Here is a 23,900-nt window from a genome sequence, read left to right on the forward strand (position 1 = left end):
CCGTTAGCTAGTTGCTCTAATTACAAAATCTCCAACAAAGCTATAAGTGATTTTAGCCAGCAAGAATAAACACCTATTTGTTTTGATTGGTATCTAAGCTCAATAAAAACCTACTATGATACTAAATTGACCAAGTTTATTTAATGATCTAGCGCGCTTTGACTGGCAAAGCGCGCTGTTTGATTAAGCTTGGTTTTCTGCGAGTTCAAGCTTCTTCTTGTTTTGACGAATCTTTTTCTCTTCTGCGATAGCAACGAAAGCAAGCAAAATAATACAAATCATTGCTGAGGTATCTAGGGCAGCGAACGTACCTTTCCAACCCGTAAGACCAAAGATTGGTGTACCGTCTGCAATCATACCTAGACCCAGTTTCGCGAAGCTGTCACCAATTAGGTAAGCGAATGTGCCTTTTACGCCGTCTGCCACACTGATTGCTTTCTTAGGAACAAAGCCAACCGCGGCAACACCGATAAGCAGTTGAGGACCAAATACTAGGAAGCCAAGAACAAATAGCGACGCTAGGTACATGAACTCACTGGTTGCGTGTTGGTAGAACTCAAGTGATACGATGATCAAACCTAAAGAAACACAAGCCACGAGCGCACGGCGACCATTTGCAAGGTCAGATAGGTAACCCCACATCAACGTACCCACAAGCGCACCCACTTCGAATAGGGTGAAGCCAGAGATTGCTGCTTCTTTTGATAGACCAAGTTCTTGGTATGCGTAAACCGTTGACCATTGGTCGATACCGATACGCACGATGTAAAGGAAGATGTTTGCGAAGCAAAGTAGCCAGATCACTTTGTTTTTCAGAACGTACTCAACAAAGATCTCTTTCTTAGTCATTTGATTGCCTTCAGCCGCTTCGTCTTCTTCGCTGACTGCTTCATCAAATAGCTCTTCTACTTTACCTAGACCGTAGGCTTCAGGAGAGTCGTTACCATAGCGCATACCGATGAAACCAACGATGATCGCAATGATAGAAGGGAACACGAACATGCCGATTACGTGACCGTCAAACAAGTAGTTAGCACCAAACAGAGCCACACCTGCAGCACCCGCACCACCTACGTTGTGAGACATGTTCCAAAGACCTAGGTAAGAACCACGCTTGTTACGAGGCGTCCACTTAGTGATGGTCGAGTAACTAGAAGGACCACCAGTACTTTGGAAGAAACCACTTAGTGCGTAGAACGCCACCATCAAGAACAAGCTCGCGCTGCCACCACCCATGCTGAAACTGAAACCAAGCATTGCCAGGCCAGAAAGGATAAGCATGAAAGGAAGGAACTGCTTGGTGTTTTTACCATCGGCGTAGTAGGAAACTACGGTCTTACCGATGCCGTAAGTAATCGAGAACCCCAGACCAATCAAGCCTAGATCTGTCATCGACAAACCGTAAGTAGAAATCATGTCGTTTTGCGCGACGTTGAAGTTTTTACGGATCAGGTACATGGTCAAATAGCCAATAAATACCACTAGGTAAGATTGGATAAATGGTTTGAACCACATTTTTCTACGTACTTCGACAGGAAGATCGAGGGTAGGCTTCCGGACTTGTTCAAGGAATTTTAACATCGTGAACTCTCTTGTATTAGTGTGATGCACTTGCGTGCTCGCTTTCTTTTAGCTGTCGGCGATTGTAGAGAGTCCTCTTTTGAACCACATGAGAGGAGGGCTTAGATCGACTAGGAAAAATTCCTAGAAAACGATTGCTGATTAAGAAAGCGTGAAAATCATCACATTCTGTGCGGAATAGCCTTAATTCTGGCAATAAGCATCCAGTCACCTAGTTAGTTTCTTCCTTGGCGTAAAATGGTAAGGATTAAAAACTGCACAAAATAAAATCACCGTCTGATTTCTTCTCAAGGTAATAAGCCATGATACGAAAGGTGATTATATTAACGATGCTAATCTCTGGCAGTGCATCGGCAAATTTACATATTTGGAAAGAGAGAGAGTTCACCGCATATACCGATATGACGGAAGTTCAATTTCTTTTAAAGAATAAGTACAACAAAAAAGCGGATTATTATCTCAGAATCGATGATAAGACGTTCAACAGTAAAATAACACTTGATCCTCAACAAGAAGTGTCATTAAACGTTCGAGTCAAAACACCTGCGGGCCAAATAAGCAAAAAGAAAATTTGTACTCGAATGGTGAATAACACACCAAATAGCTACGAAGTGTGTTCTAACATCCGGTTAAAAAGGTATTAAAGCATGAACACGATTGCTAGCAAGCGTGTCCTGTTTTGTGGCTTGCCTTTGTTGCTGCTGAGCTTTGGCGCTATCGCAAATCCTATTCCCAGTGTTTCGAACCCATCGGGTACAGACAGAATCAGAACGTCTGAAGGCGCAACCTGTGAGCAAGCTGTCTCAACCGGTAAAACCTTTCAGGTCGGTACGTATGGCGCAACGGGTCAAGAAGACAGTGATAACTACTACAACAACTATTACCAGCAAAACCAAGATGAGGCTGGCGTATACGCGTCACTGACTTTTCAATTCGGTGGTGAGGAACGAGTCGATTGTACTCGTCTTTATGAATTCGAATTGCGAGAGAGAAAACGGCAGGAAGAACTCGCTCAGGCAGAGCACGAGCTGAAGCTTCTGCAAATTCAAGCAGAAACACAAAGGCTCAAGAGAATGAAGCAAACTCAAACCACTTTTTCGGAGTAAACATGAAACTCAAGAAACGACCGGTCCGCATTGCATTGTTAGCAACACTCATTGCAGCGACTGGTGCACAGGCTCAAGCGCTTAAAGATAAGGACGAAGCCACAAGTGATGACGTCACGTTTAGTGCAACTATTCAAGAACAATGCGGCATTGATGTCACCATCGCAAACGCTGATCTTGCTTTTGGTGATCAATACAACGATTCCAAAGCACAAGTTAAGTTGATTAATAACGAAGACGACGGAAAGATTGAACTCAGCCTTGAGCCATTAAAAGAGCATGAACTCGGTAACCATATTGATAAAGAAGATGTGTGGTTCAAATCCGGCGGTGTCCATGAAGCAAATATGAATGCTAAAGATTGGGAGGAAGGTATTGAATATTCCCGTTCTGACATCCGAAATAATAATCTTGTGGACTTGTCCGCTCGAATTAATGTCGATGAAAGCAACTTGGATGCTGACCAATATACATTAGTTACTAATTGGGTCATCGAATGTGGTGATTAATAAATTAATGAAAGCCCTTTAATAGGGCTTGTTTTCTTATGAAGCAATTTCTAATTTCATTATTAGCAGTCGCACTGCTAAGCCTGAGTTCGCTTTCTCGTGCGGCACAAGTTCATTTTCATAAACATATCGATGAATCTTGTGGCATTGAAGTGATTAAAGAGCGTGGCGAAATTCATTTCGGTCGAAGATTTGGCAGTGATTCATTAACGCTCAAACTACTTTCGAATAACCGAGATAAGCGTCTCTATTTTCGTTTGTCCTATTTCAATATTGATATGGGTGCAGAGACCATCAGCCCTGAGCGTATTCACTTCAAAGTGGAAACACCGGAACGTTTTGTCGGTAATCTTGACTACTGGCGGCAAGGCATTGAGCTAAATCTTGAGCAATTAGATTCGAGTAAAGAAGTCCGAATCAGCGCCAGAGTTGATATGAACGAGTATCAAATGCCTGCAGGTGAGTTCTCTCTCAATATGGAATGGCACTTAGATTGCTATTAATGACAGCTCGGAAGTTTGTGCATAAACTAGAATAATCCTTGGTATTTTAAGATGATAGCTTGCATGCCCAATACAGATATTCCTTTGGTTCACTCGGAAGAAGTAAAGCTTTTTGCCACGATGCTCAATGAGCTTGATGGAGATATTCACTCATTACTTGAATCCGCCCGAATGCCACAGGATATCTTGTCTAACCAATCCCTTGACGCGTTTGTTCCCGAGAGCGCGCTAAAAGCAGTCTTCCAAACGTTGGGGGAACGCGCATCACCAGAGAAGTTTGCCTTGCTCACTTGGACGCTTTGTCACGACATCTATGTGCCTAGATTTGCAAACCAAATTACTCAAACTCACTCGCTAAAAGCAGCCCTAGAAGATGTCTCCCAACTGCTTAAACAAATCTCCGATAACGTGAGTATTTCTGTTCAATCACGCGGTGGGAAGTGGTGGCTAGTGAGAGAAAAACAGAACGCAGAAAGAGAATGGTTCCGCTACGCAGAAATGTTCTCCGCGATGTTTATGAATGAGTTGCTCAAAAAGCTTGTTGGCTCCCAATGGCGATTGGCAGAAGTCGGGATTCAAGATGTAGAAGCCGAGCCTTTCAATCTGTTGCCGGGTATGAAGAGCGCGCAGTTCTTTACTGGTAGACCGGTTACTGCAATCTCAATCCCTAATGAATGGATTAACCAGCCAATTGCTTTCACGCCATCTCAAACGGCGCCAAGTACAAGTATTCGGGGAGAGGATGATAAGTTCAGTGACGCATTAGCAAGGGCGCTGACGCCTTATCTCTCTATGGGCAAGATCTCTATCCAGTTTGCTGGTGAGTTGATTGACATGAATGCTCGCACCATACAAAGGCGGCTAGCAAATGAGGATACGACGTATAGAGAAGTGATCGAAGGCTTGGTGCTTAAACAAACGCTAGACCTACTAGCTGACCGAGACCTGAGTATCACACATATTGCGCTCAAAACAGGCTATTCAGATTCTGCTCATTTCACCCGTGCATTTAAGCGAATGATGAAAATGACACCAAAAGCGTACCGCCAGTCGTTGTCATAATGAGTTACACATAAAACCTTTGAATAATCGGAGGTTTTCGTCTCAACTCACATTTCTATAACAATATCCGCATGTTGTCGTGTAAAGGCAATTAAACCACCTTGAAAGTCGTCATTATGACTTCTATGTTTTTAACGTAAGTCGTCTGTTTCATATGTGTTTTTATCTGATCAGTTGTTTTTGGTGATCACTGAAATAGACGCCCTCATAACGCCACTGTTTAAACAGGGAGGTTATAGGAAATGGACCCCAACTATCCAAAAACATAGGTGTAATAATGACAATTTCTAAGAAGAACCTTTCTTTAGTTGCGCTATCTTGTGCGTTCGCCCTCAATGCCAATGCAGCCTCTACGCTGTTTACCAACGTCGATGTTTTCAATGGCACGGATGAAAAGCTACTGCAAAACCAGAACGTATTGGTTGTCGATAACTTAATCAAAGAGATTTCGGCTAAACCGATAAAAACTGACAAGCAAACCACGACGATTAACGGCGAAGGCTTAACCATGATCCCTGGCTTGATCGACATGCATTCCCATATGTGTATTCAGGAAGGCATGTTGGTAGGTCGAGATGGTTACGATCAAATGGCAATGGGCGCTCGTGCCCACGTTTCCATGATGCAGTACCTCGACCAAGGTTTTACCACAGCTCGTGACGCTGGCTGTAACATTCTTGGCATGGCAAAAGCCATTAACAATGGTTTGCTGGAAGGCCCACGACTATTCCCAGCGGGCGGTTTCTTGAGTCAAACCGGCGGTCACGCAGATACTGGTAGCTTTAACGATGTTCCGGGGCGTGTAGATGATCTTGAACGCCACGGCTTTGGTTATATCGTTGATGGTGAAACAGAGGCTCGTCGAGCTGCGCGTCAGAACCTACGTTCGGGGGCAACTCAAATCAAGATCATGGCTGGCGGCGGTGTCGCAAGTGAGTTTGACCCAATCCATATGACGCAATTCTCGAAAGAAGAAATGGAAGCGATTGTGGGTGTAGCGGAAGATTATGGCACTTATGTCATGGCACACGCTTATCATGACCGTTCGGTTAATCGCGCCATTGATGCAGGCGTGAAAGTTATCGAGCATAACTTCCTTATCTCTGAGGAAACCATCAAGCGAATGAAAGAGAAGGGTGTGGCACTTTCTGCGCAAGCGGTGATGTCTCTCGAAGCCTTTGCGGAACCAGAGAAGATCACTTTCTTCAGTCCCGATCAAAAAGCCAAAGCGACCAAAGTAAACGAAGGCGCGAAACAGATGTTTGAGTGGGCGCGTAAATACGACCTTTTGATTGTGACTGGCGGCGATATGTTTGGTCCGGCTTACAATACACGCCAAGCAGACAATATGGTTTGGATGGAGAAAGTCGGGTTTACTCCTTATCAAATCATGAAGATGGGCACATCAAACGCAGCAGAAGTGCTTAGTTGGTCGGGTGGTATGAATCCATATAAATACGGCAAATTGGGTGTCGTAGAGCCTGGCGCGTATGCAGATGTGGTGCTGGTGGACGGAAATCCTCTGGAGGACATCACAGTTCTTAACGATTACCAAGATAAATTCAAAGTAATTATGAAAGACGGCAAGATCCACAAGAACACCTTGTAGTAAACTCTGCAATCAGTTTGGGGACATACGTTGTCCCCAAATTTTTCTCTAAAAGACAAAGAACTATTCAAGGGAACGTATGAAGAAGTACCTATTGGCTGGCTTAGTTTTGCTAGCTTCATCAAATGTATCCGCCGATCAATTGAGCTGGGAGCAACTGCTGCCGGTGAATGTTCCTCAGATTGAAGACCCATTTGTAAAACTCACAGACCAACAACTTTTTGAACTGGGCTCTCTTGCAAGATATCGCAATTCTCAAAATCTTAACGAGCAACAAAAGCAAACCATGAAAGAACTGGAAGACAGCTTAAAGGCTGACGACTTAGACATTGAGTGGTTGTTCAAAAAGCGCAACGAAATTACTGAACATCGTCGTATGTTGGCATCAATGCCAAACACAACGCTAACAGAAGAAACTTATGAAATTCCTGGCTTTGTTACGCCAGTAGAATTTAACAATGACGTTGTCACAAAATTCTTCCTTGTTCCAACCATGGGCGCATGTATCCATACTCCTCCGCCACCTGCAAACCAGATTGTATTGGTTGATTATCCAAAAGGTTTAAAACTGACGTCTCTTTACGAACCAATTTGGGTTAAAGGGGATCTGCATGTGAAAAAGACCAAAGCAGACGTTTCATACTCTGATGGTGCTGCCAACGTAGAAACTATCTATCAAATGGATGAGGTTTCTATCCGACCTTATCGATAAGAGTACATATCGAAAATACATAAAAGCAGTGAGCTGTCGCTTAATGGCAATTTTCAAAACTCTGAATCATTAAAATCTCTTTCTAGAAATCAATTTAATGAGAACCCAGACATGAAAGTAACTGTTCCAAAGCTTAGTTTTATTGCTCTTTCACTTGTAATGGCGTCATCGGTTAACGCGGCGAACTTTGGTAGCCCTGATACGGTGGATAATACTATTGCAGAAAATGCTCGAGAGAAACGCTCATGGCGTGAGTCATTAGCAGAGGAACACAATGTTACTTTCGGTCTGGACTATCAATTCCTTGGCCTAACTGCCTCAGACCCTCAAAGTGGTGGTGAAGATACAGCAAGCGCTGGTGTTGCTCGCTTTTACGGTAGTTGGAATCTTGTTGGGCTTGAATCGGGCAATACGGGCGGATTGGTTTGGAAAGTCGAACACCGCCATGCGTATAGCGATTTGTCACCGAAAGAGTTTAGCTTTATCGGTAACGGGTTAGGTTTCGCAGGGATGATTGGTCCAGCATACAGTGATCAAGGGGCTCGTCTAACCAACCTATATTGGAAGCAAAAGCTCAACAGTGGCAAAACTTCCTTCATGGTGGGTTTCCTAGATACAACTGACTACGTTGATGCCTATGCATTGGCAAGCCCTTGGACCGGATTTACTAACCTTGCATTCAGCACTGGTGGAGGCTCGATTGGTCTACCGGATGATGGGATTCTCGGCTTAGCCGTCGGACACATGCTGAATGATAACTTCTATATGGTTGCTGGCGTAGCAGATGGTAAAGGGCGTTCAGATGATCCATTTGATGGCTTCGATACCTTATTCAACGATCATAAATTGTTTACCACGTTCGAGCTGGGTTGGACGGCTTCACAAGACCAAATCTATACCGACAATGTTCACCTAATGGCTTGGCATTTGGATGGCGATACGCAACATAACCTCACGAATAAAGACAGCGGACAGGGTATTAACTTTTCAGCAAGCTACTTTGCTACAGAGCAATTAATGCCATTTGTTCGTGGTGGTTTCTCGAAAGGTGATGTAGCACTTTATGATCGCTCGCTAACGGTGGGGATTGGTTACTTTGGTTTAGGTCAGCCAACCAACAACCTAGGCTTCGCGGTTAACTGGGGCCATGTTAACGATGACCTAGAGCACGCTTATGGTGTGGATGACTCTGAACAGTTCACGGCCGAGCTTTACTACAACATGCAGTTGAACGACTACATTCAAATTACCCCTGATATTCAATACATCAAAGACCCAGCATTTTCGAACAAAAGCAGCACTTGGGTATTAGGTCTTCGTGCGCGAATATTCATCTAGATGATTATGTTTATTTGCCTTACTAAGAATAACTGTATATAAATACAGTTATTCTGGTTTTGGGTTAATTTTGCTATCGCAAAGAGAAAGGGAAAGGCAATGAACATCGCGTTAAGAGACAAAATCATTCAGGTATGTAAGAAGAAAATAGAGCAGAAAGGCGACAATGTTGGTGTGTCCTTTTATGCCTTTTTCGCTAATAAGAATGACAATCCTGAGTTATTGATGGAAGCGGCGACTTGGTGGATTCAAATTCATCAACTCGATCACTTTGAAAAAGCGACCAAGATTATTCAATTAGTCGAATCCGAGATGTAGAAAGGAGCACATTACGTGCCCCTTTTTTATTTTCAACCCTAAACCTTAGATTTTTAGAATCAGAGATTAAGCTTTTGCGAACTTGTAAGTACGGTAACCGCCAAGTAGGTTACGTGCTTTAAACCCTGAGTTGACCAGTTGACGATAGGCGACGTTACCGCGCAAACCGACCTGACAATAAATCACGATCTCTTTGTCTTTCGGCAGTTCATTCATACGTTGGCGAAGCTGGTCGACAGGAATATTGATCGCGCCTTCAATGAAGCCTACAGATTCCAATTCTCCCGGATTACGAACATCAAGCAGCACTTGGTTTTCTGACAGGTTGTCAATTTCATCAAAATGAATCGCTGTTGCGTCACCTTTAATGATGTTGTTCGCAACGAACGCCGCTTGGTTAATCACATCTTTCGCTGATCCATATGGTGGCGCGTAAGTTAGCTCAAGGTGTTGTAGTTGTTCTACCGTCATACCAGCACGCTGAGCAACTGCCATTACGTCGATACGTTTATCCACGCCATCTTTACCTACTGCTTGTGCACCTAAAATCTTTCCGGTTGCTGGATCAAACAACATTTTGAACGACACAGTTTCTGCGCCAGGGTAGTAGCTCGCGTGGCTTGCTGTGTGGACATACACTTTTTCATAAGCGATGTTTTCACGTTTAAGCTGCTTCTCGTTTTTACCAGTAGAAGCGACGGCCAAATCAAAGATCTTACAGATCGCCGTGCCTTGTGTACCTTGATAAGTTTCTTGGCGGCCAAGCATGTTGTCTGCTGCCATACGACCTTGACGGTTTGCCGGACCTGCCAACGGAACAAGTGTTTGTGCGCCAGTGACAAAGTCTTTCTCTTCAACCGCATCACCAACGGCATAGATTGAAGGATCGCTGGTTTGCATGTACTCGTTGGTGTAGATACCGCCTAACGCACCAATTTGAAGACCGGCTTCTTGTGCGAGTTTTGTCTCAGGGCGAACACCGATCGCCATGATTAGGATATCGGTATCAAGTTGATCACCATTGTTTAGAGACAGCGTCAGTTTTCCTTGAAGGTGTTGGTGCGTGTCATCTTCACCCGCTTCAGTATTAGCAACAGATTGGTTCGCAATGTATTCAACAGAAGATAGAGCAACGCCTAAACGCAGGTCGATGCCTTTCTCACGAATTTCAGCATGAGCAAAGCCTGCCATTTCTCGGTCAACGGGCGTCATCACTTGATCCGCCATTTCAACCAATGTGGTTTTTACGCCAAGCTGGTGGAAGGCTTCCATCATTTCCAAACCGATAAAACCACCGCCAACGACCGTAGCGTGTTCAACTTTGTTGGTTTCGATCGTCTTAATGATGCGATCCATATCTGGAATATTACGCAGCGAATGCGTTAACGGGTTATCAATACCCGGAATAGGCGGCACTACAGGACCTGCACCAGGGCTAAGTAGAAGAAAGTCGTAGCTCTCTTGGTATTGAGAGCCATCAAGTAGGTTCTTAACCGTAACCGTTTTATCTTGGCGGTTAATTGAAACCACTTCGTTCATCACACGAACATCAACATTGAAACGCGCTAAAAAGCTTTCAGGCGTTTGAAGAAGCAGTTTGCTGCGTTCTTGGATATCGCCACCAATGTGGTACGGCAAGCCACAGTTTGCAAATGACACAAATGGACCGCGTTCAAACATAATGATTTCTGCGTCTTCACTAAGACGACGAGCGCGAGCTGCTGCAGATGCACCGCCAGCAACACCACCAATAATCACGATTTTGCTCATGGATTTCTCCTACTGAATGATCGAAAACGCCTACACCTTACTTAAATAAATTAGCCATGTCTAATGTTAATTTAACTACATTAGCATTGACTTAATAATATTAATTAGTAATATCTAATGAAACTTAAAGTATTGATGAAGGGGCATAAGAATGGGCGACAGTATGCTACAAAGCGCGACCGAAGCGAGTGAGCTACTTAAAATTATGGCTCATCCGGAGCGCTTAATCGTGATGTGCAAGCTAATTGAAGGCGAAAAAGGGGTCGGTGAACTGTTTGAAGGCTCAACATTAAGCCAATCAGCCTTTTCACAACACCTCACCGTATTGAGAAAACACGACATCATCAAAGCTCGAAAGGTGTCTCAGCAGGTGTTTTATTCGATTTCTGATGGGAGAGTCGCTCCACTGATCGAAGCGTTTAACCAAGTTTTCTGTAAGCAGTAATTCAAAACTTTATACGGGTGATTGTTATGTTTGAAGTTCCTTGGATGTCGCTTTTGGGCGGCGTCATGGTTGGCGCATCAGCGGTAATATTGATGCTCTTCACTGGTAAGACAGCGGGAATCAGCGGGATATTAAATGGCGCTTTTGAGAATACAGATCGCGTTTGGCGAATTGTGTTCTTAATTGCGATGGCATTAGGCGGTGTGTTTGCTGTTTATGCCCTTGGCGGACACGTACCAACTGAGTACAGCGGTTCTCTTGGTTTGGTTGTCGTTGCTGGTTTACTGGTTGGGATAGGTACACGTATTGGTAATGGTTGTACAAGTGGTCATGGTATTTGCGGAATGGGGCGTTTCTCTATCCGTTCTGTTGTCGCGACGTGTACTTTTATGGCAACAGCCATGTTAACCGTCTTGCTAGTCTCGTAAGGAATAGTGTCGTAATGAAAACCCACGTAATGAAAAGTATTAAGCAAATTTCCATCGTTGCATTTTCTGGTGTGCTCTTCGGCATTGGTATGGTGATTTCCGGTATGGCAGACCCGGCAAAAGTGATCGGCTTTCTCGATATTACCGGTTCATGGGACCCAAGCTTAGCCTTCGTTATGGGCGGAGCACTTGCGGTGTTCGTTCCTGCTTATCTGTTATTAATAAAGCCAAGAAGCGAATCTGTGTTTGGTGATGAGATTGTCTGTCCAACTTCTAAAACGATAGACAAAAAGCTAGTTGGTGGTGCAGCACTGTTTGGTATTGGTTGGGGCTTATTGGGTGTGTGTCCTGGTCCTGCGGTTGCCAGCCTTTTTGCTGGCAACGTACAAGTTCTGCTCTTTATAGCGGCAATGTTGGTTGGGTCATTCACCGCTAAAAGAGTGGTTCATCGCTAAAGAAAGTATCAACGTTAAAAAGAGAGCGTCGTAGAAACTGGGCAATGGTCACTCAGTTTGTAGTCGAGCACATCTTGTGTTTTGAAAACAGTTTGAACACCAGACGGCGCCTTTAAATCACCACTCACAATAATGTGGTCTATCACCGAGCGGAATTGGTGGGTTTTATTCGGATTACGATTAGAACGCACTTTACATTCCGCTTTGGTATTTTTGGTCACTAACTTAGCATTGGTATTGTCCGATAGCACTTCCCATAACCAATCTCCTCGATAACCCAAATTGTGGTTAAAGTCGCCAAGCACCACGTATTGTTGTTTGTTGTCTTCGCGCGTTTTTATCCACTTAGCTAGTGCCTGTCCTTGTTGTTTCACTATCTTACAGTCGCGGTTATTGCGATATGCGCCACTGCAACCCGCTTTTAGATGCACAGAGAGTAGGTGAGTCTCGTTGTCTTGGTTTGGATTCAAAACAAGGTAGCTGACGAAGCGGAGCTTGCTGTTGCCTCGTGTGATAGAAAAGTCTGGTTTGTCTAATACGTTTACGCCATTACGCACCGCGAAACCTGTGTATTGATTGGTATCGTTGAACTGAAGATGTCGATTAGAAGCGTTCGCACGATCAGACAGATAAATAGTGAAGTCATTGCCAACGGCTTTTTGGATGGCAGCAGCACTTTCGACTTCTTGAAAAGCAAGAATGTCGGCTTGTGTTTTATCCACATAGTGGGTCAGTTTTTCAAAATCTTGTGGTGTTCTCGAAACTTTTCCACCATCTATAGATAACCATTCAATATTCCAACTGGTTAAGTTGATGGAATTTTGAGCAAATGAAAGAGAACTAAAAAGTAATATCGTCGTAACAAAAAGTGATCGCATTTTGGTCTGTTGCACTCCTATTATTTAGCGCATTCCTTTCCATCCTTTATCCTATAAGACCTCGAAAAAAAGCAAGTGGATTTCGCTCCAATTTTGCAATTTTCACAGTTTTCTTCGCAACTGAGATCAACGCCAATAAGATCGATTTGTTCTTGTTCGCTACCCATTTTTTATTGATCAAAATCAATGTTTTCAATTGGTGCTTCTCGTTAAATACGCCACAATATATTGTGTCATCAGAATAAGAAATAACCCCATATAGTGTATTTGTGGATAAGTCTGTGAGTATTTTGGGGTAAGGAGAAAAAGTGAAACCAATCGTAATCAAGCGTGACGGCTCAAGAGCTCCGTTCAACAGGGATCGTATTCAAGCAGCAGTAGAAGCAGCAGCGGAAAACAAAGACAAAGATGTCGCCATTTATGCACTAAATGTTGCTCTGGCAGTTGAGTTACAGCTTCAGGATCACGATGAAGTTCACATCCATGAGATTCAAGACTTAGTCGAGAATGAACTCATGCAAGGTCCTTACAAAGCCCTAGCACGTTCTTACATCGAATACCGCCACGATCGCGATATCGCTCGTGAAAAGCAAAGCGCACTAACTCGTGAAATCGAAGGTCTGATTGAAGAAAGCAACCTAGACCTAATCAACGAGAACGCGAACAAAGACGGTAAAGTAATCCCAACTCAACGTGACCTGTTGGCTGGTATCGTAGCGAAACACTACGCGAAGACGCACATCCTTCCACGCGATGTCGTTCAAGCACACGAAGTGGGTGACATTCACTACCACGATTTGGATTACGCACCGTTCTTCCCAATGTTTAACTGTATGCTTATCGATCTTAAAGGCATGCTAACGCACGGCTTTAAAATGGGTAACGCTGAGATTGATACGCCAAAATCAATTTCAACAGCAACAGCAGTAACGGCACAGATCATTGCTCAAGTAGCGAGCCACATTTACGGCGGTACAACCATCAACCGTATTGATGAAGTTCTAGAGCCGTACGTAATTACAAGCTACGAGAAACATCTAGAGATCGCAAAAGAGTGGAACATTGCTGAGCCAGAAGAGTTCGCAAAAGCACGCACTGAGAAAGAGTGTTACGACGCGTTCCAATCTCTAGAGTACGAAGTAAACACGCTACACACTGCGAACGGTCAAACCCCATTCGTTACGTTTGGTTTTGGTCTTGGTACAAGCTGGGCATCACGCCTTATCCAGAAGTCTATTCTGAAGAACCGTATTGCAGGTCTAGGTAAGAACCGTAAAACGGCGGTATTCCCTAAACTTGTATTCGGCATCAAAGATGGCTTGAACCACAAATCAGAAGACCCAAACTACGACATCAAGCAACTTGCGCTTGAGTGTGCGTCCAAGCGTATGTACCCAGACATTCTTAACTACGACAAAGTAGTAGAAGTAACGGGTTCATTCAAAACGCCAATGGGCTGTCGTAGCTTCCTTGGTACTTACGAAGAAAACGGCGAGTTGATTCACGAAGGTCGTAACAACCTTGGCGTAGTAAGCTTGAACCTTCCTCGTATAGCTATTCGTGCAAACGGCAGTGAAGAGAAATTCTACGAGCTTCTAAACGACCGTCTACGTCTTGCTCGTAAAGCGCTAGAAACACGTATCACTCGTCTAGAAAACGTGAAAGCACGTGTTGCACCAATCCTTTACATGGAAGGTGCGTGTGGTGTTCGCCTGAAAGCTGACGACTCAATCGCAGATATCTTCAAGAATGGTCGTGCGTCTATTTCTCTTGGTTACATCGGTGTACACGAGACAATCAACGCGCTATTCGGTACAGAAGCGCACGTTTACGATGACGCCGTGCTGCGTGAAAAAGCAGTAGCGATCATCAAGCACCTGAAAGACACAGTAAACGGTTGGGCAGAAGATACTGGTTACGGTTTCAGCCTATACGCAACGCCAAGTGAAAACCTATGTAGCCGTTTCTGCCGCATCGATGCGAAAGAGTTCGGCGTCATTGAAGGCGTAACAGACAAAGGTTACTACACCAACAGCTTCCACCTAGATGTTGAGAAGAAGGTGAACCCATACGACAAGATCGACTTTGAGATGCCTTACCCAGAAATCTCAAGCGGCGGCTTTATCTGTTACGGCGAGTTCCCGAACATGCAACGTAACGTTGAAGCACTAGAAAACGTATGGGATTACAGTTACACCCGCGTACCTTACTACGGTACAAACACGCCAATTGATGAGTGTTACGAGTGTGGCTACAACGGTGAGTTTGACTGTACAAGTAAAGGCTTCACTTGCCCAAGCTGTGGCAACCATGATTCAACCAAAGTGTCAGTGACACGTCGTGTTTGTGGCTACCTAGGCAGCCCAGATGCACGTCCGTTTAACTTCGGTAAGCAAGAAGAAGTGAAGCGTCGAGTTAAACACCTGTAAGGTTTACTTAAGCTCAAACCCAATAATGAAAATCAACCTGTCGTGGGTTGATTTTCTTTTCAAGCCAGCAAAACAAGGCACGATTATGAACTACCACCAATATTATCCAATTGACGTTGTTAACGGACCAGGTACACGCTGCACGCTATTTGTGTCGGGCTGCGTACACCAGTGCCGCGGCTGTTATAACCAGTCGACGCAACGCTTGGATTCTGGTGTGTTTTTCACGCAAGAAGCAGAAGACAAAATCATTGCAGACCTAAACGACACGCGTATCAAACGCCGTGGTTTATCTCTGTCTGGTGGTGATCCTTTGCATCCAGCGAACGTGCCGCACATTCTTAAGCTTGTAAAACGCGTAAGAGAAGAGTGTCCAGGCAAAGATATTTGGGTTTGGACAGGTTACACGCTTGAAGAGCTAGACGATGCGCAACGTGAAGTGACGCAATACATCGACACATTAATTGATGGCAAATACGAGCAAGATAAACGAGACCTCAATCTAGAATGGCGAGGCAGCTCGAATCAAATCATCCATCGATTCACTGAGCTTTAAGCGTTCCAACTCAAGAAAAGCCAATATAAAAAGGGCACATTCGGATATTTCGAATGTGCCCTTTTGGTGTGAGTTCTTTTAAAGCTTTGATTGATGAAATCGTTCGGTGTGAGGCTTGACTCAACAACTATAGCACAACGTTATAGTTACGCTGTCACACTAGAGTCATCATCAACCATGTTATTAATCCATCGCTTGGACTGAATTCGGTGAGTCGTTAGAATGCCTTTTACTAATTCTTCGACCAGTAGAGACATCAACACCCAATGCAGTGGTAAACCTAACACCATTCCAGTGTAGTAGGTAAGTGGTATACCAATCGCCCATTGACCAAACGTGTCGATGAAAATGCTATAGCGAATATCAGCGCCACTCTTTAATACACCTCCAATACCAACCATATTAAACACGCGCAGTATCATGCCTAATGCGAGTACCAAACATACATTTAACGCCATTTGTTTGTCTGTGAGCGGGCTCATCTCTAACAAATTCAAAATCAAAGGCGAGCAAATCCATACGACAAAGAACAAAATGGTTGCCAATACTGCGCTCGTTAATACATACCACCACGCAGTTTTCTCTACACGGTCATATTGTTGGGCTCCAATGTCATTCCCAAGCAGTACAGAAGCGGCAACAGCGAATCCCATAAAGGTTGAAATCAATACACCTTCAATTGGTGATAGGAACGAGATAATTGCCAGTTCGGTTACGCCCAATTGGCCGTAAATGATGCTGTAGACTATTAATCCGCCAGTCCACAACGCATCGTGGATCAGCATTGGCATAGAAACTTTGAAATATTTGTTTCGATACTTCTTTACTGTGCCTTCACGCCAATCTGAAAGAGTAGGGAGTAGATGTGAATACCGACGACAAAAGAAGTAAACCAGCACCGCAGTTTGGAAAAAGCGCGAAATAAACGTTCCCACTGCTGCGCCAAATACGCCCCATTGCGGAAAGCCGAGTAAGCCAAAGATCAAAACCGCATTAAGGAAAACGTTCACGATGATAGCTGCAATACTGACGTAAGTCGGCATCTTTGCCTCACCGACGGATCTCAAAACCGACTCAATAGGAACGACAACTGCAGTGCCTATCAAACTCAAACCTGTGACGACTAAGTATTCTCTCGCATAGCCAACATACTCAGGATCGTCCGCAATAAAAGAGACGATTTCTTTGTCATAAACCACATACAGCCAGATGAATGGCAAAGTCACTACCAGCGAAATAAACCAAGATTGCGCTAACGTTCTGCGTATGCCAGAGAGGTTTCCAGAGCCATAATATTGAGAGGCTAAAACCGTTACTGCACCACACAACCCAAACACCACGGCGAGATTAAAGAAAAAGATTCGGTTACCAACGCCAACCGCTGCTGTCGCAGACTCACCTAACTGACTAACCATAAAAATATCGATGGCACCGAGTAACGAAAACAGCATGGATTGCAGTGACACAGGTACACCGATCGCAATCAGTTTTTTCCAAAATGCTTTGTCTATGTATTGACGTGTTAAGAGCATCGCATTTATCCTCTAAGAACAATGCGAGTAGTTTATCCGTATGATTTGGCGGTGTATTTTTCAAAGACATCCAAAAGTTTTGTCAAACTATCCAGTCTTTATCGATGCTTTGATAAAACGCGTTTGCCTTGAGTGCATTTGTGAGTTGTCGTCCCATGGAAGAAAAACAAGAACGCTACGCTATTTCAGATAAGACCTATCAAGAATTTGTCGATCACACTCGAGTACTTGCCCTCGAAGAAAGAGGGATCGTCCAATGCGGCATAGCGACTTGCCGAGATTTCTTTTCGGTTTATCGCAAAAACCAGAAGAAACACATGTTGCTGTATACGGTTCGTGGAAAAGGCTGGTTAGAGAGCGGAGCTTGTCGTTATGAACTTGAGCCAGGGTCGTTAGTGATCGTGCCAGCAGGCATTGAAAATGGCTTTGGGATGGAAGACGAAACATGGCAAATCGCATGGGTGTTTCTTTCCCAATATAAAGAGTGGGAAATGGTGAATGACGATATCGACTATCAACTAACCCCAGCGCCAGAGGTGATGTATTCCTGTATTCAAACCCTATTGCGCAGTATCAATTTGCCCATAGATTATGGTGGTGAAGTAGGGGCGCATAGCGTTGCTCAGCTAGAACTTATGCTTAACATGCCGCATTCTGACTCCCTTTCAAGAAACCAATTAAAACTGCGCCGTGTATTCGATTTGGTTCAACGACAACTCCATAAAGATTGGACAGTAGAGCAACTTGCCGCACTTTATCCTTGTTCGGAGCCTCACTTACATCGCCTGACGCAACAACAGTTTGGGCGAAGCCCAATGGCACACTTAACTCGTATGCGAATGGAATACGCAGCCCGTTTACTGAGATCGACTGAGTGGTCCATTCAACATATTGGTGAAATAGTTGGTTATCCAACTGGTGCAAACTTTAGTACTCGGTTCAAGGCATGGTCGTCAATGACCCCACGTGAGTTCAGAAAAAATGGCAAACTCGATATCAATTACGATGAGTGAATCGTTCTTTTTGTGACCGATTGAGTTCATAAAATTCCGTAGTCACCAGAATTTTGTACTCTAATTGGCGAAATGAGTAAAAAATCATTTCGCCATTGTTAACGAAAGTGTTACCGTGAGGTTCGATACTTGAATTTCAAAGGGTTATGACTTTCATGTTTTCTAATCTACCAACTCCCGTATTAGATCCCATTTTGTCTCTTTCCGTCGCATACCGCGGCGATGAACGTCCAAACAAGGTTGACCTTGGTATTGGCGTATACAAAAACAGCGCTGGTGAAACGCCAATCATGAAAGCCATTCAAATGGCTCAAGAAGTGGTTGTCGAAAACCAGAAGACCAAGTCTTACGTTGGCCTTGCTGGCTGTGAAGAATTCAACCAAAGCATGATCGATTTGCTTCTGACTGGCACGTCAGCAACAGATCGCGTGGCTGCGATTCAAACGCCTGGTGCGAGTGGTGCGTTGCGTATGCTGGGTGACCTAATGAAGGTTGCACAACCAGATACAACGGTTTGGATTTCAAACCCAAGCTACGTAAACCACAAGCCAGTGATGGAAGCGGCTGGGCTTAAAGTAAAGTTCTACCATTACTTCTCTCCAGAGACCAAGCAAGTTGATACTGCGAAAATGCTAGAAGACCTTTCTAAAGCCGGTCCTTCTGACGTGGTTCTTCTACATGGTTGCTGTCACAACCCAACGGGTGCAGACATCGACTTCTCTGCGTGGCAAGCGATTGCTGAGCTTTCGCAAAAGAACGGTTTTACTCCGTTTGTAGATATTGCTTACCAAGGTTTTGGTGACGGTCTAGAAGAAGATGCAAAAGGTCTTCGTTTTATGGCCGACAATGTTGAAGAAATGCTGATTACGACTTCATGTTCGAAGAACTTTGGTCTGTACCGCGAGCGTACTGGTGCAGCGATTGTAATCGGTAAAAATGCAAAAGATGTGGCGAATGCGAAGGGCAAACTGCTTACGTTAGCGCGTTCAACATACACTATGCCGCCAGATCACGGTGCAGCATTAGTGAAAACCATCCTTCAAGATGCAAATCTTACTTCCGTTTGGAAACAAGAATTGAACGAAATGCAGCAACGCTTGCTAAACCTTCGTCAAACTTTGTGTAACGAATTGAGAAACAACCATAATACAGATCAATTTGATTTCATTGAGAGCCACAAAGGCATGTTTACTGTGCTAGGCTTTAGTGAAAACCAAATGGCGCAACTGCGTGAAGATTATGGCATTTATGGTGTCGGTGATGGTCGTATCAACATCGCTGGTTTAACCGAAACTCATATTCCTTACGTTGCTGACGCTATCCAAAAAGTATCTCAACGTTAATTGGGAGAGCTAATGAAGAACTGGAAACTGATTCTGCCGCTAATGATGAGCGGCGGTCTTATCGCTTGTACGTCGACACCGACGACCACTGAGCCCGTTGAGCCAGAGACACCAGTCGTTGAGCAACCGGTTGAAACACCGGATGTGAAACCTGAAGTAGAACCAAAACCTGAGGTGAAGCCGGAACAAAAACCGGAAACTAAACCTGAGAAGAAACCAGAACCAAAGCCAGAAAAACCAGCTAAGGTACAAAAAACACCTGATGGTATGTTGATTCTGGGTGCTGAAGAGTGGGTCCACATTCCAGCTATCAACCAGACGTTCAAAGGTCGTGTTGATACCGGCGCAACGACATCATCGATCAGTGCGACTGAAGTGGTTCCATTTGAGCGTGATGGCAAAGACTGGGTACAGTTCAAAATCGACATCAATGGTAAGGCGAGCAAAGAGTTCAAACTGCCTGTTGAGCGTTGGGCCAAGATTCGCCAATCTTCATCTGAAGACGTAGATAAGCGTCCCGTCGTTTTAGCTTACATCCAAGTCGGTGACTTAAAAGAGCAAACCGAGTTTACGTTAACAGAACGTGGTCACATGAAGTTCCCAATTTTGTTAGGTCGTAGCTTCTTCCGTGATGTAGCCGTTGTGGATGTATCTAAGAAATACGTTCAGAACAAACCAAGCGGCAAATAACTTACTGTTAAGCGCTTAACGTAATAACAAAAAAGCCTCTCAATCGAGAGGCTTTTTTATTTTCAATCAATTACTTATTGGTGTTAATAAGCAAAACGCGCAGAAAGAACAAGTTGTTGACCATACGTGCCATTGTCTTTTAAATCTGCACCCAACGACAGCTGTTGCGTTGAATGGAAGCGAGCACCAAGGTTGTAGATGGTTTTAGAGTCATCATTGTCGATCAACTGGCCAATACGACCGTGTAATTCAACGTTCTGCATAAACCAAATACGTGTGCCAATGTTAACTTCGGTTTTCCATTCGTCGCCATCACCATTGTCTTTTTTAATGTTGTGGACCAACATTTGGCCGAAGATATCCGCGAACTGACCAGCAGGACCATTAAAACCAATACCACCTGCAATGTCCCAATCGCCGCTGAACTCACTATCGGCACGGCCTACAAAGTGCGTGTTTTCGGTGAAGTAGGTTGTTACTTCTCCACCAAACGTACCTGGGCTAGTACCCATGCGGAATTCCATCGTGTTGTAGTTGAAGTTGTTTGCATGTGCAGATAGCGGCAAAACAGCGCACAAACCAAAGGCAGCAACCTTTAGAGCTTTACCTAACATGGGTGTCTCCGGGCAAGAAAATAATACGAACGAAAAAAAGGTCTGCAAGATGCAGACCAAGATTTACAAAGTATCATTTTAGGCGTTTCCCGTCACCTAATGCACTAGGACAAAGTGCGTATGATTTTTCAGTTCAATGTTGTGCAGCTCAATTGAGCGGCGAAAAGGCAAAATTACATAACAACAAGGTGTTCTACTTCAATCTCTGGCTTGCTGCCGCCTTCAAACTCGCCAAACAGACGTACTTTTGTCGTTTGGTCAATTGGCGTCGTTAGGCGGATGTCGTCGTCCAGCTCAACCATGATTTCACCAGAGCCGTCGCTAAAGATAAATTGGTCGGCACGAGTTTGACGAAGTAGGTTGCCTTCTACAACCACGTCTTTCTCAGTGAACATGCTTGAGTCTTTAATCAATGCATCGACTTTCTCAACGGTAACAGGACCATTAAATTGAATGCTTGATTGGCCATGGTTGTGGTCTTTAGCCATTGCAACAGTAGGAGCGATAGCAAGTGCAGCGATAGTAGCGATAACAGTGTTTTTCATAATTTGGTTTCTCTATATAGGTGTTCGTTTTTGATGGTGCTATTAAAACAAACCTTATTTGAACCATTACTGATTCGAACATTCATATTCGATTCATTTTCTTGAGTCCTATACTGAGATAACGTTATGATTGTTCACCTTCTTTTTTCTCTTATTAAACGTTCATGAAATCACCAATCCCTTCATTAATGGTTCAAGGCACAACTTCAGATGCCGGAAAAAGCGTCCTTGTGGCAGGTTTATGCCGGGTATTAGCCCGCAAAGGGATAAAGGTTGCCCCATTCAAGCCACAGAATATGGCGTTAAACAGTGCAGTAACTAAAGATGGCGGTGAGATTGGGCGTGCTCAAGCGGTTCAGGCACAAGCTTGCAACGTTGAGCCTACGGTTCACATGAATCCTGTGTTGATTAAGCCTAACAGTGATACCGGTGCTCAGATCATCTTACAAGGCAAAGCGTTGTCGAATATGGACGCTGTCGGCTTTCATGATTACAAGAAAGTGGCAATGGGAACGGTGCTGGATTCATTCGCAAAGCTAACAGATGAATTCGAATCCGTGATGATTGAAGGCGCTGGTAGTCCTGCGGAAATCAACTTAAGAGAAAATGACATCGCAAACATGGGCTTTGCGGAAGAAGCCGACGTTCCGGTCATAATTATTGCGGATATCGACCGTGGTGGTGTATTTGCCCATCTGTATGGAACGCTGGCGTTACTATCCGAATCTGAACAAGCTCGCGTTAAAGGCTTCGTTATAAATCGCTTCCGTGGCGACATCAGCTTGCTTGAATCTGGTCTTGATTGGCTAGAAGAGAAAACGGGCAAGCCTGTACTCGGTGTATTGCCGTACCTTCACGGATTAAACCTCGAAGCGGAAGATGCCATTACGGCACAGCAAGAGCTGTCTTCACAAGTGAAGCTCAATGTTGTGGTACCAGTATTAACGCGTGTCAGTAATCATACCGATTTTGATGTGTTGCGCCTAAATCCAGACATTAATCTTCGCTATGTGGGTAAAGGCGAAAAGATCGATAAAGCCGATCTCGTGATCCTACCGGGCACTAAGTCAGTTCGAGACGATTTGGATTACCTACGTAGCCAAGGTTGGGATAAAGACATTCAACGCCACATCCGTCTGGGCGGTAAAGTCATTGGCATCTGTGGTGGTTACCAGATGCTTGGCAACGTAATTGATGATCCAAATGGCGTAGAGGGCCAGCCTGGTCGTAGTCAAGGTCTTGGTTTGTTAGACATCACGACAACTCTGACCGACAGTAAACAGCTTACTCATTCACAAGCAGATTTATTCCTAAACGGCAAAACAGCCAAAGTGAAGGGTTATGAAATCCATGTAGGAAGAAGTGAAGTGCAGGGCGCACAACCTCTTAAGTTAACTTCTGGCGAAGCAGAAGGAGCGCTGAGTGAATGCGGCCAAATTATGGGAACTTACCTACACGGGTTCTTCGATGAAGCAGATGTGCTGAGCTTGGTGTCTGAATGGGTAAACGGTACTCAAATCAAACAACAAGACTTTGAAGAGTTAAAAGAACAAGGCATTAATCGCATTGCGGATGCGATAGAACAACATATGAATCTTGACTTTCTGTTCAAATAAATCCAGTTTTTAACTGTTTGAAGCATAAATAAAAGTGGACACGTTGTTCCACAATATCTTTTTCTGCCTGTCTAGCACTGGAGTGTTTTTATGAAAGCATGGAAGATTCATGCTTGCCTAGCGGCAATACTGAGCGTTTCATCAGCAGCAAACGCAACGACCGATTTAAAAGTCTATGCGGCTTCGTCAATGACCAATGCGATTGACGATATCGCGCAAAAATTTGAACAACAATACGACGTAAAAGTCACACCAGTATACGGCGGGTCTTCATCCATCGCTCGCCAAATTCTAAACGGCGCACCAGCTGATGTGTTTATCTCTGCAAACATTAAGTGGATGAACTACTTGGTAAAATCAAAAGCCGTAAAGAGTGACAATGTCACCGAGCTGGTTCGTAATAGTCTGGTTCTTATCGCACCTAAAGCTTCAACCGTTACTTCATTTAACTTTTCAGACGCCAATGCATGGGGCCAAGCTTTAGAGGGCAATCGCCTTGCGCTAGGTAACCCAGTCTCGGTCCCTGCGGGCATGTATGCGCGAGAATCTCTTACTAACCTTGGTGTTTGGAAACAACTTGAGCGACAAGTAGCGCCAGCGAAAAACGTTCGACTCGCCTTAGCATTAGTTGAACGCGGTGAAGCGCCACTTGGTGTGGTTTACAAAACGGATGCGCTTTTAACAGATAAAGTAAAAGTGGTCGGTGAATTTGCCAATAACACCCACGCTGATATCGTCTATCCAGCGGCTATCGTTAAAGACTCGACGCAATCAGAACAATTCTTCGAATATTTGAAATCTGATGATGCCAAACAAGTGTTTGCGCAGTACGGTTTTCAATAAAAAGG

24 protein-coding genes are annotated in these 23,900 nt (G+C 44.3%); 18 read left to right on the forward strand and 6 right to left on the reverse strand.

Annotated features, from left to right (window positions below; genetic code table 11):
- Positions 1-183 precede the first annotated feature (183 nt).
- The gene (gene uhpT / locus KIT90_RS17385) at positions 184-1,581 is read right to left on the reverse strand and encodes a hexose-6-phosphate:phosphate antiporter (protein WP_020196862.1); all 1,398 of its coding nucleotides are present in this window, start codon (positions 1,579-1,581) and stop codon (positions 184-186) included.
- Positions 1,582-2,228: 647 nt separating this feature from the next.
- On the opposite strand from uhpT, the gene KIT90_RS17390 reads away from it, so the two are divergent.
- The 8 genes from KIT90_RS17390 (at position 2,229) to KIT90_RS17425 (ending at position 8,738) form a co-directional block, all read left to right on the forward strand.
- Positions 2,229-2,687: a hypothetical protein gene (locus KIT90_RS17390; RefSeq protein ID WP_078609587.1), complete on the forward strand. Its 459-nt coding sequence runs from the start codon at positions 2,229-2,231 to the stop codon at positions 2,685-2,687.
- Positions 2,688-2,689: 2 nt separating this feature from the next.
- Positions 2,690-3,196 (forward strand): hypothetical protein, encoded by a 507-nt coding sequence (locus KIT90_RS17395; protein WP_285377781.1) that lies wholly within the window; start codon positions 2,690-2,692, stop codon positions 3,194-3,196.
- 38 nt (positions 3,197-3,234) lie between these two features.
- On the forward strand, positions 3,235-3,699 hold the full coding sequence (locus KIT90_RS17400) for a hypothetical protein (protein ID WP_285377782.1): 465 nt from the start codon (positions 3,235-3,237) through the stop codon (positions 3,697-3,699).
- A 63-nt stretch (positions 3,700-3,762) separates the two neighbouring features.
- On the forward strand, positions 3,763-4,761 hold the full coding sequence (locus KIT90_RS17405; RefSeq protein ID WP_285377784.1) for an AraC family transcriptional regulator: 999 nt from the start codon (positions 3,763-3,765) through the stop codon (positions 4,759-4,761).
- Positions 4,762-5,038: 277 nt separating this feature from the next.
- A complete protein-coding gene (locus KIT90_RS17410; protein ID WP_020196868.1) occupies positions 5,039-6,370 on the forward strand; it encodes an amidohydrolase family protein in 1,332 nt (443 codons plus the stop codon).
- A gap of 79 nt (positions 6,371-6,449) precedes the next feature.
- The gene (locus tag KIT90_RS17415; protein WP_285377786.1) at positions 6,450-7,082 is read left to right on the forward strand and encodes a DUF3299 domain-containing protein; all 633 of its coding nucleotides are present in this window, start codon (positions 6,450-6,452) and stop codon (positions 7,080-7,082) included.
- A 111-nt stretch (positions 7,083-7,193) separates the two neighbouring features.
- Positions 7,194-8,420, forward strand: coding sequence for a carbohydrate porin (locus tag KIT90_RS17420; protein ID WP_285377787.1), 1,227 nt, complete (start codon positions 7,194-7,196; stop codon positions 8,418-8,420).
- A gap of 99 nt (positions 8,421-8,519) precedes the next feature.
- Entirely contained in the window at positions 8,520-8,738 is a 219-nt protein-coding gene (locus KIT90_RS17425; RefSeq protein WP_017189071.1) for a DUF6500 family protein, read from the forward strand.
- A gap of 66 nt (positions 8,739-8,804) precedes the next feature.
- Here KIT90_RS17425 and KIT90_RS17430 read toward each other — a convergent pair whose 3' ends face one another.
- Positions 8,805-10,508 carry an FAD-dependent oxidoreductase gene (locus tag KIT90_RS17430; RefSeq protein WP_285377789.1) on the reverse strand — a complete coding sequence of 568 codons (1,704 nt, stop codon included), beginning with the start codon at positions 10,506-10,508 and terminating at the stop codon, positions 8,805-8,807.
- Between the two features lie 151 nt (positions 10,509-10,659).
- On the opposite strand from KIT90_RS17430, the gene KIT90_RS17435 reads away from it, so the two are divergent.
- From KIT90_RS17435 to KIT90_RS17445, 3 genes are read left to right on the forward strand one after another with little or no spacing between them, the layout of a single operon-like run.
- Positions 10,660-10,953 (forward strand): helix-turn-helix transcriptional regulator, encoded by a 294-nt coding sequence (locus KIT90_RS17435; RefSeq protein WP_005435229.1) that lies wholly within the window; start codon positions 10,660-10,662, stop codon positions 10,951-10,953.
- 26 nt (positions 10,954-10,979) lie between these two features.
- Positions 10,980-11,381, forward strand: a complete 402-nt coding sequence (locus KIT90_RS17440) for a YeeE/YedE family protein (protein WP_285377790.1) — start codon at positions 10,980-10,982, stop codon at positions 11,379-11,381.
- A gap of 14 nt (positions 11,382-11,395) precedes the next feature.
- Positions 11,396-11,836 carry a YeeE/YedE family protein gene (locus KIT90_RS17445; protein ID WP_285377792.1) on the forward strand — a complete coding sequence of 147 codons (441 nt, stop codon included), beginning with the start codon at positions 11,396-11,398 and terminating at the stop codon, positions 11,834-11,836.
- 14 nt (positions 11,837-11,850) lie between these two features.
- Here the strand turns inward: KIT90_RS17445 and KIT90_RS17450 are convergent, their stop codons facing one another.
- A complete protein-coding gene (locus tag KIT90_RS17450; RefSeq protein ID WP_285377794.1) occupies positions 11,851-12,714 on the reverse strand; it encodes an endonuclease/exonuclease/phosphatase family protein in 864 nt (287 codons plus the stop codon).
- Between the two features lie 308 nt (positions 12,715-13,022).
- Between KIT90_RS17450 and nrdD the strand changes: the two genes are divergently transcribed.
- Positions 13,023-15,143 carry an anaerobic ribonucleoside-triphosphate reductase gene (nrdD, locus tag KIT90_RS17455; RefSeq protein WP_005435223.1) on the forward strand — a complete coding sequence of 707 codons (2,121 nt, stop codon included), beginning with the start codon at positions 13,023-13,025 and terminating at the stop codon, positions 15,141-15,143.
- 85 nt (positions 15,144-15,228) lie between these two features.
- Positions 15,229-15,699 (forward strand): anaerobic ribonucleoside-triphosphate reductase-activating protein, encoded by a 471-nt coding sequence (gene nrdG / locus KIT90_RS17460; RefSeq protein ID WP_005435220.1) that lies wholly within the window; start codon positions 15,229-15,231, stop codon positions 15,697-15,699.
- 146 nt (positions 15,700-15,845) lie between these two features.
- On the opposite strand, the gene KIT90_RS17465 is transcribed toward nrdG, so the two are convergent.
- Positions 15,846-17,231, reverse strand: coding sequence for an MATE family efflux transporter (locus KIT90_RS17465; RefSeq protein ID WP_285377797.1), 1,386 nt, complete (start codon positions 17,229-17,231; stop codon positions 15,846-15,848).
- A gap of 155 nt (positions 17,232-17,386) precedes the next feature.
- On the opposite strand from KIT90_RS17465, the gene KIT90_RS17470 reads away from it, so the two are divergent.
- The 3 genes from KIT90_RS17470 (at position 17,387) to KIT90_RS17480 (ending at position 20,277) form a co-directional block, all read left to right on the forward strand.
- Positions 17,387-18,244, forward strand: coding sequence for an AraC family transcriptional regulator (locus KIT90_RS17470; RefSeq protein ID WP_285377799.1), 858 nt, complete (start codon positions 17,387-17,389; stop codon positions 18,242-18,244).
- Positions 18,245-18,399: 155 nt separating this feature from the next.
- Entirely contained in the window at positions 18,400-19,587 is a 1,188-nt protein-coding gene (locus tag KIT90_RS17475) for an amino acid aminotransferase (protein WP_285377800.1), read from the forward strand.
- Between the two features lie 12 nt (positions 19,588-19,599).
- Complete coding sequence (locus tag KIT90_RS17480) at positions 19,600-20,277, forward strand: RimK/LysX family protein (protein WP_009705382.1); 678 nt, start codon at positions 19,600-19,602, stop codon at positions 20,275-20,277.
- 83 nt (positions 20,278-20,360) lie between these two features.
- Here KIT90_RS17480 and KIT90_RS17485 read toward each other — a convergent pair whose 3' ends face one another.
- Both KIT90_RS17485 and KIT90_RS17490 read right to left on the reverse strand, forming a co-directional pair.
- Positions 20,361-20,891: a hypothetical protein gene (locus KIT90_RS17485; protein ID WP_005435209.1), complete on the reverse strand. Its 531-nt coding sequence runs from the start codon at positions 20,889-20,891 to the stop codon at positions 20,361-20,363.
- A 173-nt stretch (positions 20,892-21,064) separates the two neighbouring features.
- Complete coding sequence (locus KIT90_RS17490) at positions 21,065-21,436, reverse strand: YgiW/YdeI family stress tolerance OB fold protein (RefSeq protein ID WP_005427087.1); 372 nt, start codon at positions 21,434-21,436, stop codon at positions 21,065-21,067.
- A gap of 164 nt (positions 21,437-21,600) precedes the next feature.
- Between KIT90_RS17490 and KIT90_RS17495 the strand changes: the two genes are divergently transcribed.
- Together KIT90_RS17495 and modA are read left to right on the forward strand one after the other, a co-directional pair.
- Positions 21,601-23,052 (forward strand): cobyric acid synthase, encoded by a 1,452-nt coding sequence (locus KIT90_RS17495; protein WP_285377804.1) that lies wholly within the window; start codon positions 21,601-21,603, stop codon positions 23,050-23,052.
- 90 nt (positions 23,053-23,142) lie between these two features.
- The gene (modA, locus tag KIT90_RS17500) at positions 23,143-23,895 is read left to right on the forward strand and encodes a molybdate ABC transporter substrate-binding protein (protein WP_285377806.1); all 753 of its coding nucleotides are present in this window, start codon (positions 23,143-23,145) and stop codon (positions 23,893-23,895) included.
- Positions 23,896-23,900: the final 5 nt, after the last annotated feature.

The organism is Vibrio sp. B172a, from assembly GCF_030248355.1.
GTDB classification, from domain to species: Bacteria; Pseudomonadota; Gammaproteobacteria; order Enterobacterales; family Vibrionaceae; genus Vibrio; species Vibrio owensii.

Excerpts from the sequence above, each read along its gene's own strand:
- KIT90_RS17405 (WP_285377784.1), top strand. The coding sequence starts at position 3,763 with ATGCCCAATACAGATATTCCTTTGGTTCACTCGGAAGAAGTAAAGCTT.
- modA (WP_285377806.1), top strand. The coding sequence starts at position 23,143 with ATGAAAGCATGGAAGATTCATGCTTGCCTAGCGGCAATACTGAGCGTT.
- KIT90_RS17490 (WP_005427087.1), bottom strand. The coding sequence starts at position 21,436 with ATGAAAAACACTGTTATCGCTACTATCGCTGCACTTGCTATCGCTCCT.
- KIT90_RS17410 (WP_020196868.1), top strand. The coding sequence starts at position 5,039 with ATGACAATTTCTAAGAAGAACCTTTCTTTAGTTGCGCTATCTTGTGCG.
- KIT90_RS17400 (WP_285377782.1), top strand. The coding sequence starts at position 3,235 with ATGAAGCAATTTCTAATTTCATTATTAGCAGTCGCACTGCTAAGCCTG.
- KIT90_RS17440 (WP_285377790.1), top strand. The coding sequence starts at position 10,980 with ATGTTTGAAGTTCCTTGGATGTCGCTTTTGGGCGGCGTCATGGTTGGC.
- KIT90_RS17420 (WP_285377787.1), top strand. The coding sequence starts at position 7,194 with ATGAAAGTAACTGTTCCAAAGCTTAGTTTTATTGCTCTTTCACTTGTA.
- KIT90_RS17435 (WP_005435229.1), top strand. The coding sequence starts at position 10,660 with ATGGGCGACAGTATGCTACAAAGCGCGACCGAAGCGAGTGAGCTACTT.
- KIT90_RS17470 (WP_285377799.1), top strand. The coding sequence starts at position 17,387 with ATGGAAGAAAAACAAGAACGCTACGCTATTTCAGATAAGACCTATCAA.
- nrdG (WP_005435220.1), top strand. The coding sequence starts at position 15,229 with ATGAACTACCACCAATATTATCCAATTGACGTTGTTAACGGACCAGGT.
- KIT90_RS17465 (WP_285377797.1), bottom strand. The coding sequence starts at position 17,231 with ATGCTCTTAACACGTCAATACATAGACAAAGCATTTTGGAAAAAACTG.
- KIT90_RS17485 (WP_005435209.1), bottom strand. The coding sequence starts at position 20,891 with ATGTTAGGTAAAGCTCTAAAGGTTGCTGCCTTTGGTTTGTGCGCTGTT.
- KIT90_RS17395 (WP_285377781.1), top strand. The coding sequence starts at position 2,690 with ATGAAACTCAAGAAACGACCGGTCCGCATTGCATTGTTAGCAACACTC.
- KIT90_RS17450 (WP_285377794.1), bottom strand. The coding sequence starts at position 12,714 with ATGCGATCACTTTTTGTTACGACGATATTACTTTTTAGTTCTCTTTCA.
- KIT90_RS17445 (WP_285377792.1), top strand. The coding sequence starts at position 11,396 with ATGAAAACCCACGTAATGAAAAGTATTAAGCAAATTTCCATCGTTGCA.
- KIT90_RS17495 (WP_285377804.1), top strand. The coding sequence starts at position 21,601 with ATGAAATCACCAATCCCTTCATTAATGGTTCAAGGCACAACTTCAGAT.
- KIT90_RS17425 (WP_017189071.1), top strand. The coding sequence starts at position 8,520 with ATGAACATCGCGTTAAGAGACAAAATCATTCAGGTATGTAAGAAGAAA.
- KIT90_RS17415 (WP_285377786.1), top strand. The coding sequence starts at position 6,450 with ATGAAGAAGTACCTATTGGCTGGCTTAGTTTTGCTAGCTTCATCAAAT.
- KIT90_RS17475 (WP_285377800.1), top strand. The coding sequence starts at position 18,400 with ATGTTTTCTAATCTACCAACTCCCGTATTAGATCCCATTTTGTCTCTT.
- KIT90_RS17390 (WP_078609587.1), top strand. The coding sequence starts at position 2,229 with ATGAACACGATTGCTAGCAAGCGTGTCCTGTTTTGTGGCTTGCCTTTG.
- uhpT (WP_020196862.1), bottom strand. The coding sequence starts at position 1,581 with ATGTTAAAATTCCTTGAACAAGTCCGGAAGCCTACCCTCGATCTTCCT.
- KIT90_RS17480 (WP_009705382.1), top strand. The coding sequence starts at position 19,600 with ATGAAGAACTGGAAACTGATTCTGCCGCTAATGATGAGCGGCGGTCTT.
- KIT90_RS17430 (WP_285377789.1), bottom strand. The coding sequence starts at position 10,508 with ATGAGCAAAATCGTGATTATTGGTGGTGTTGCTGGCGGTGCATCTGCA.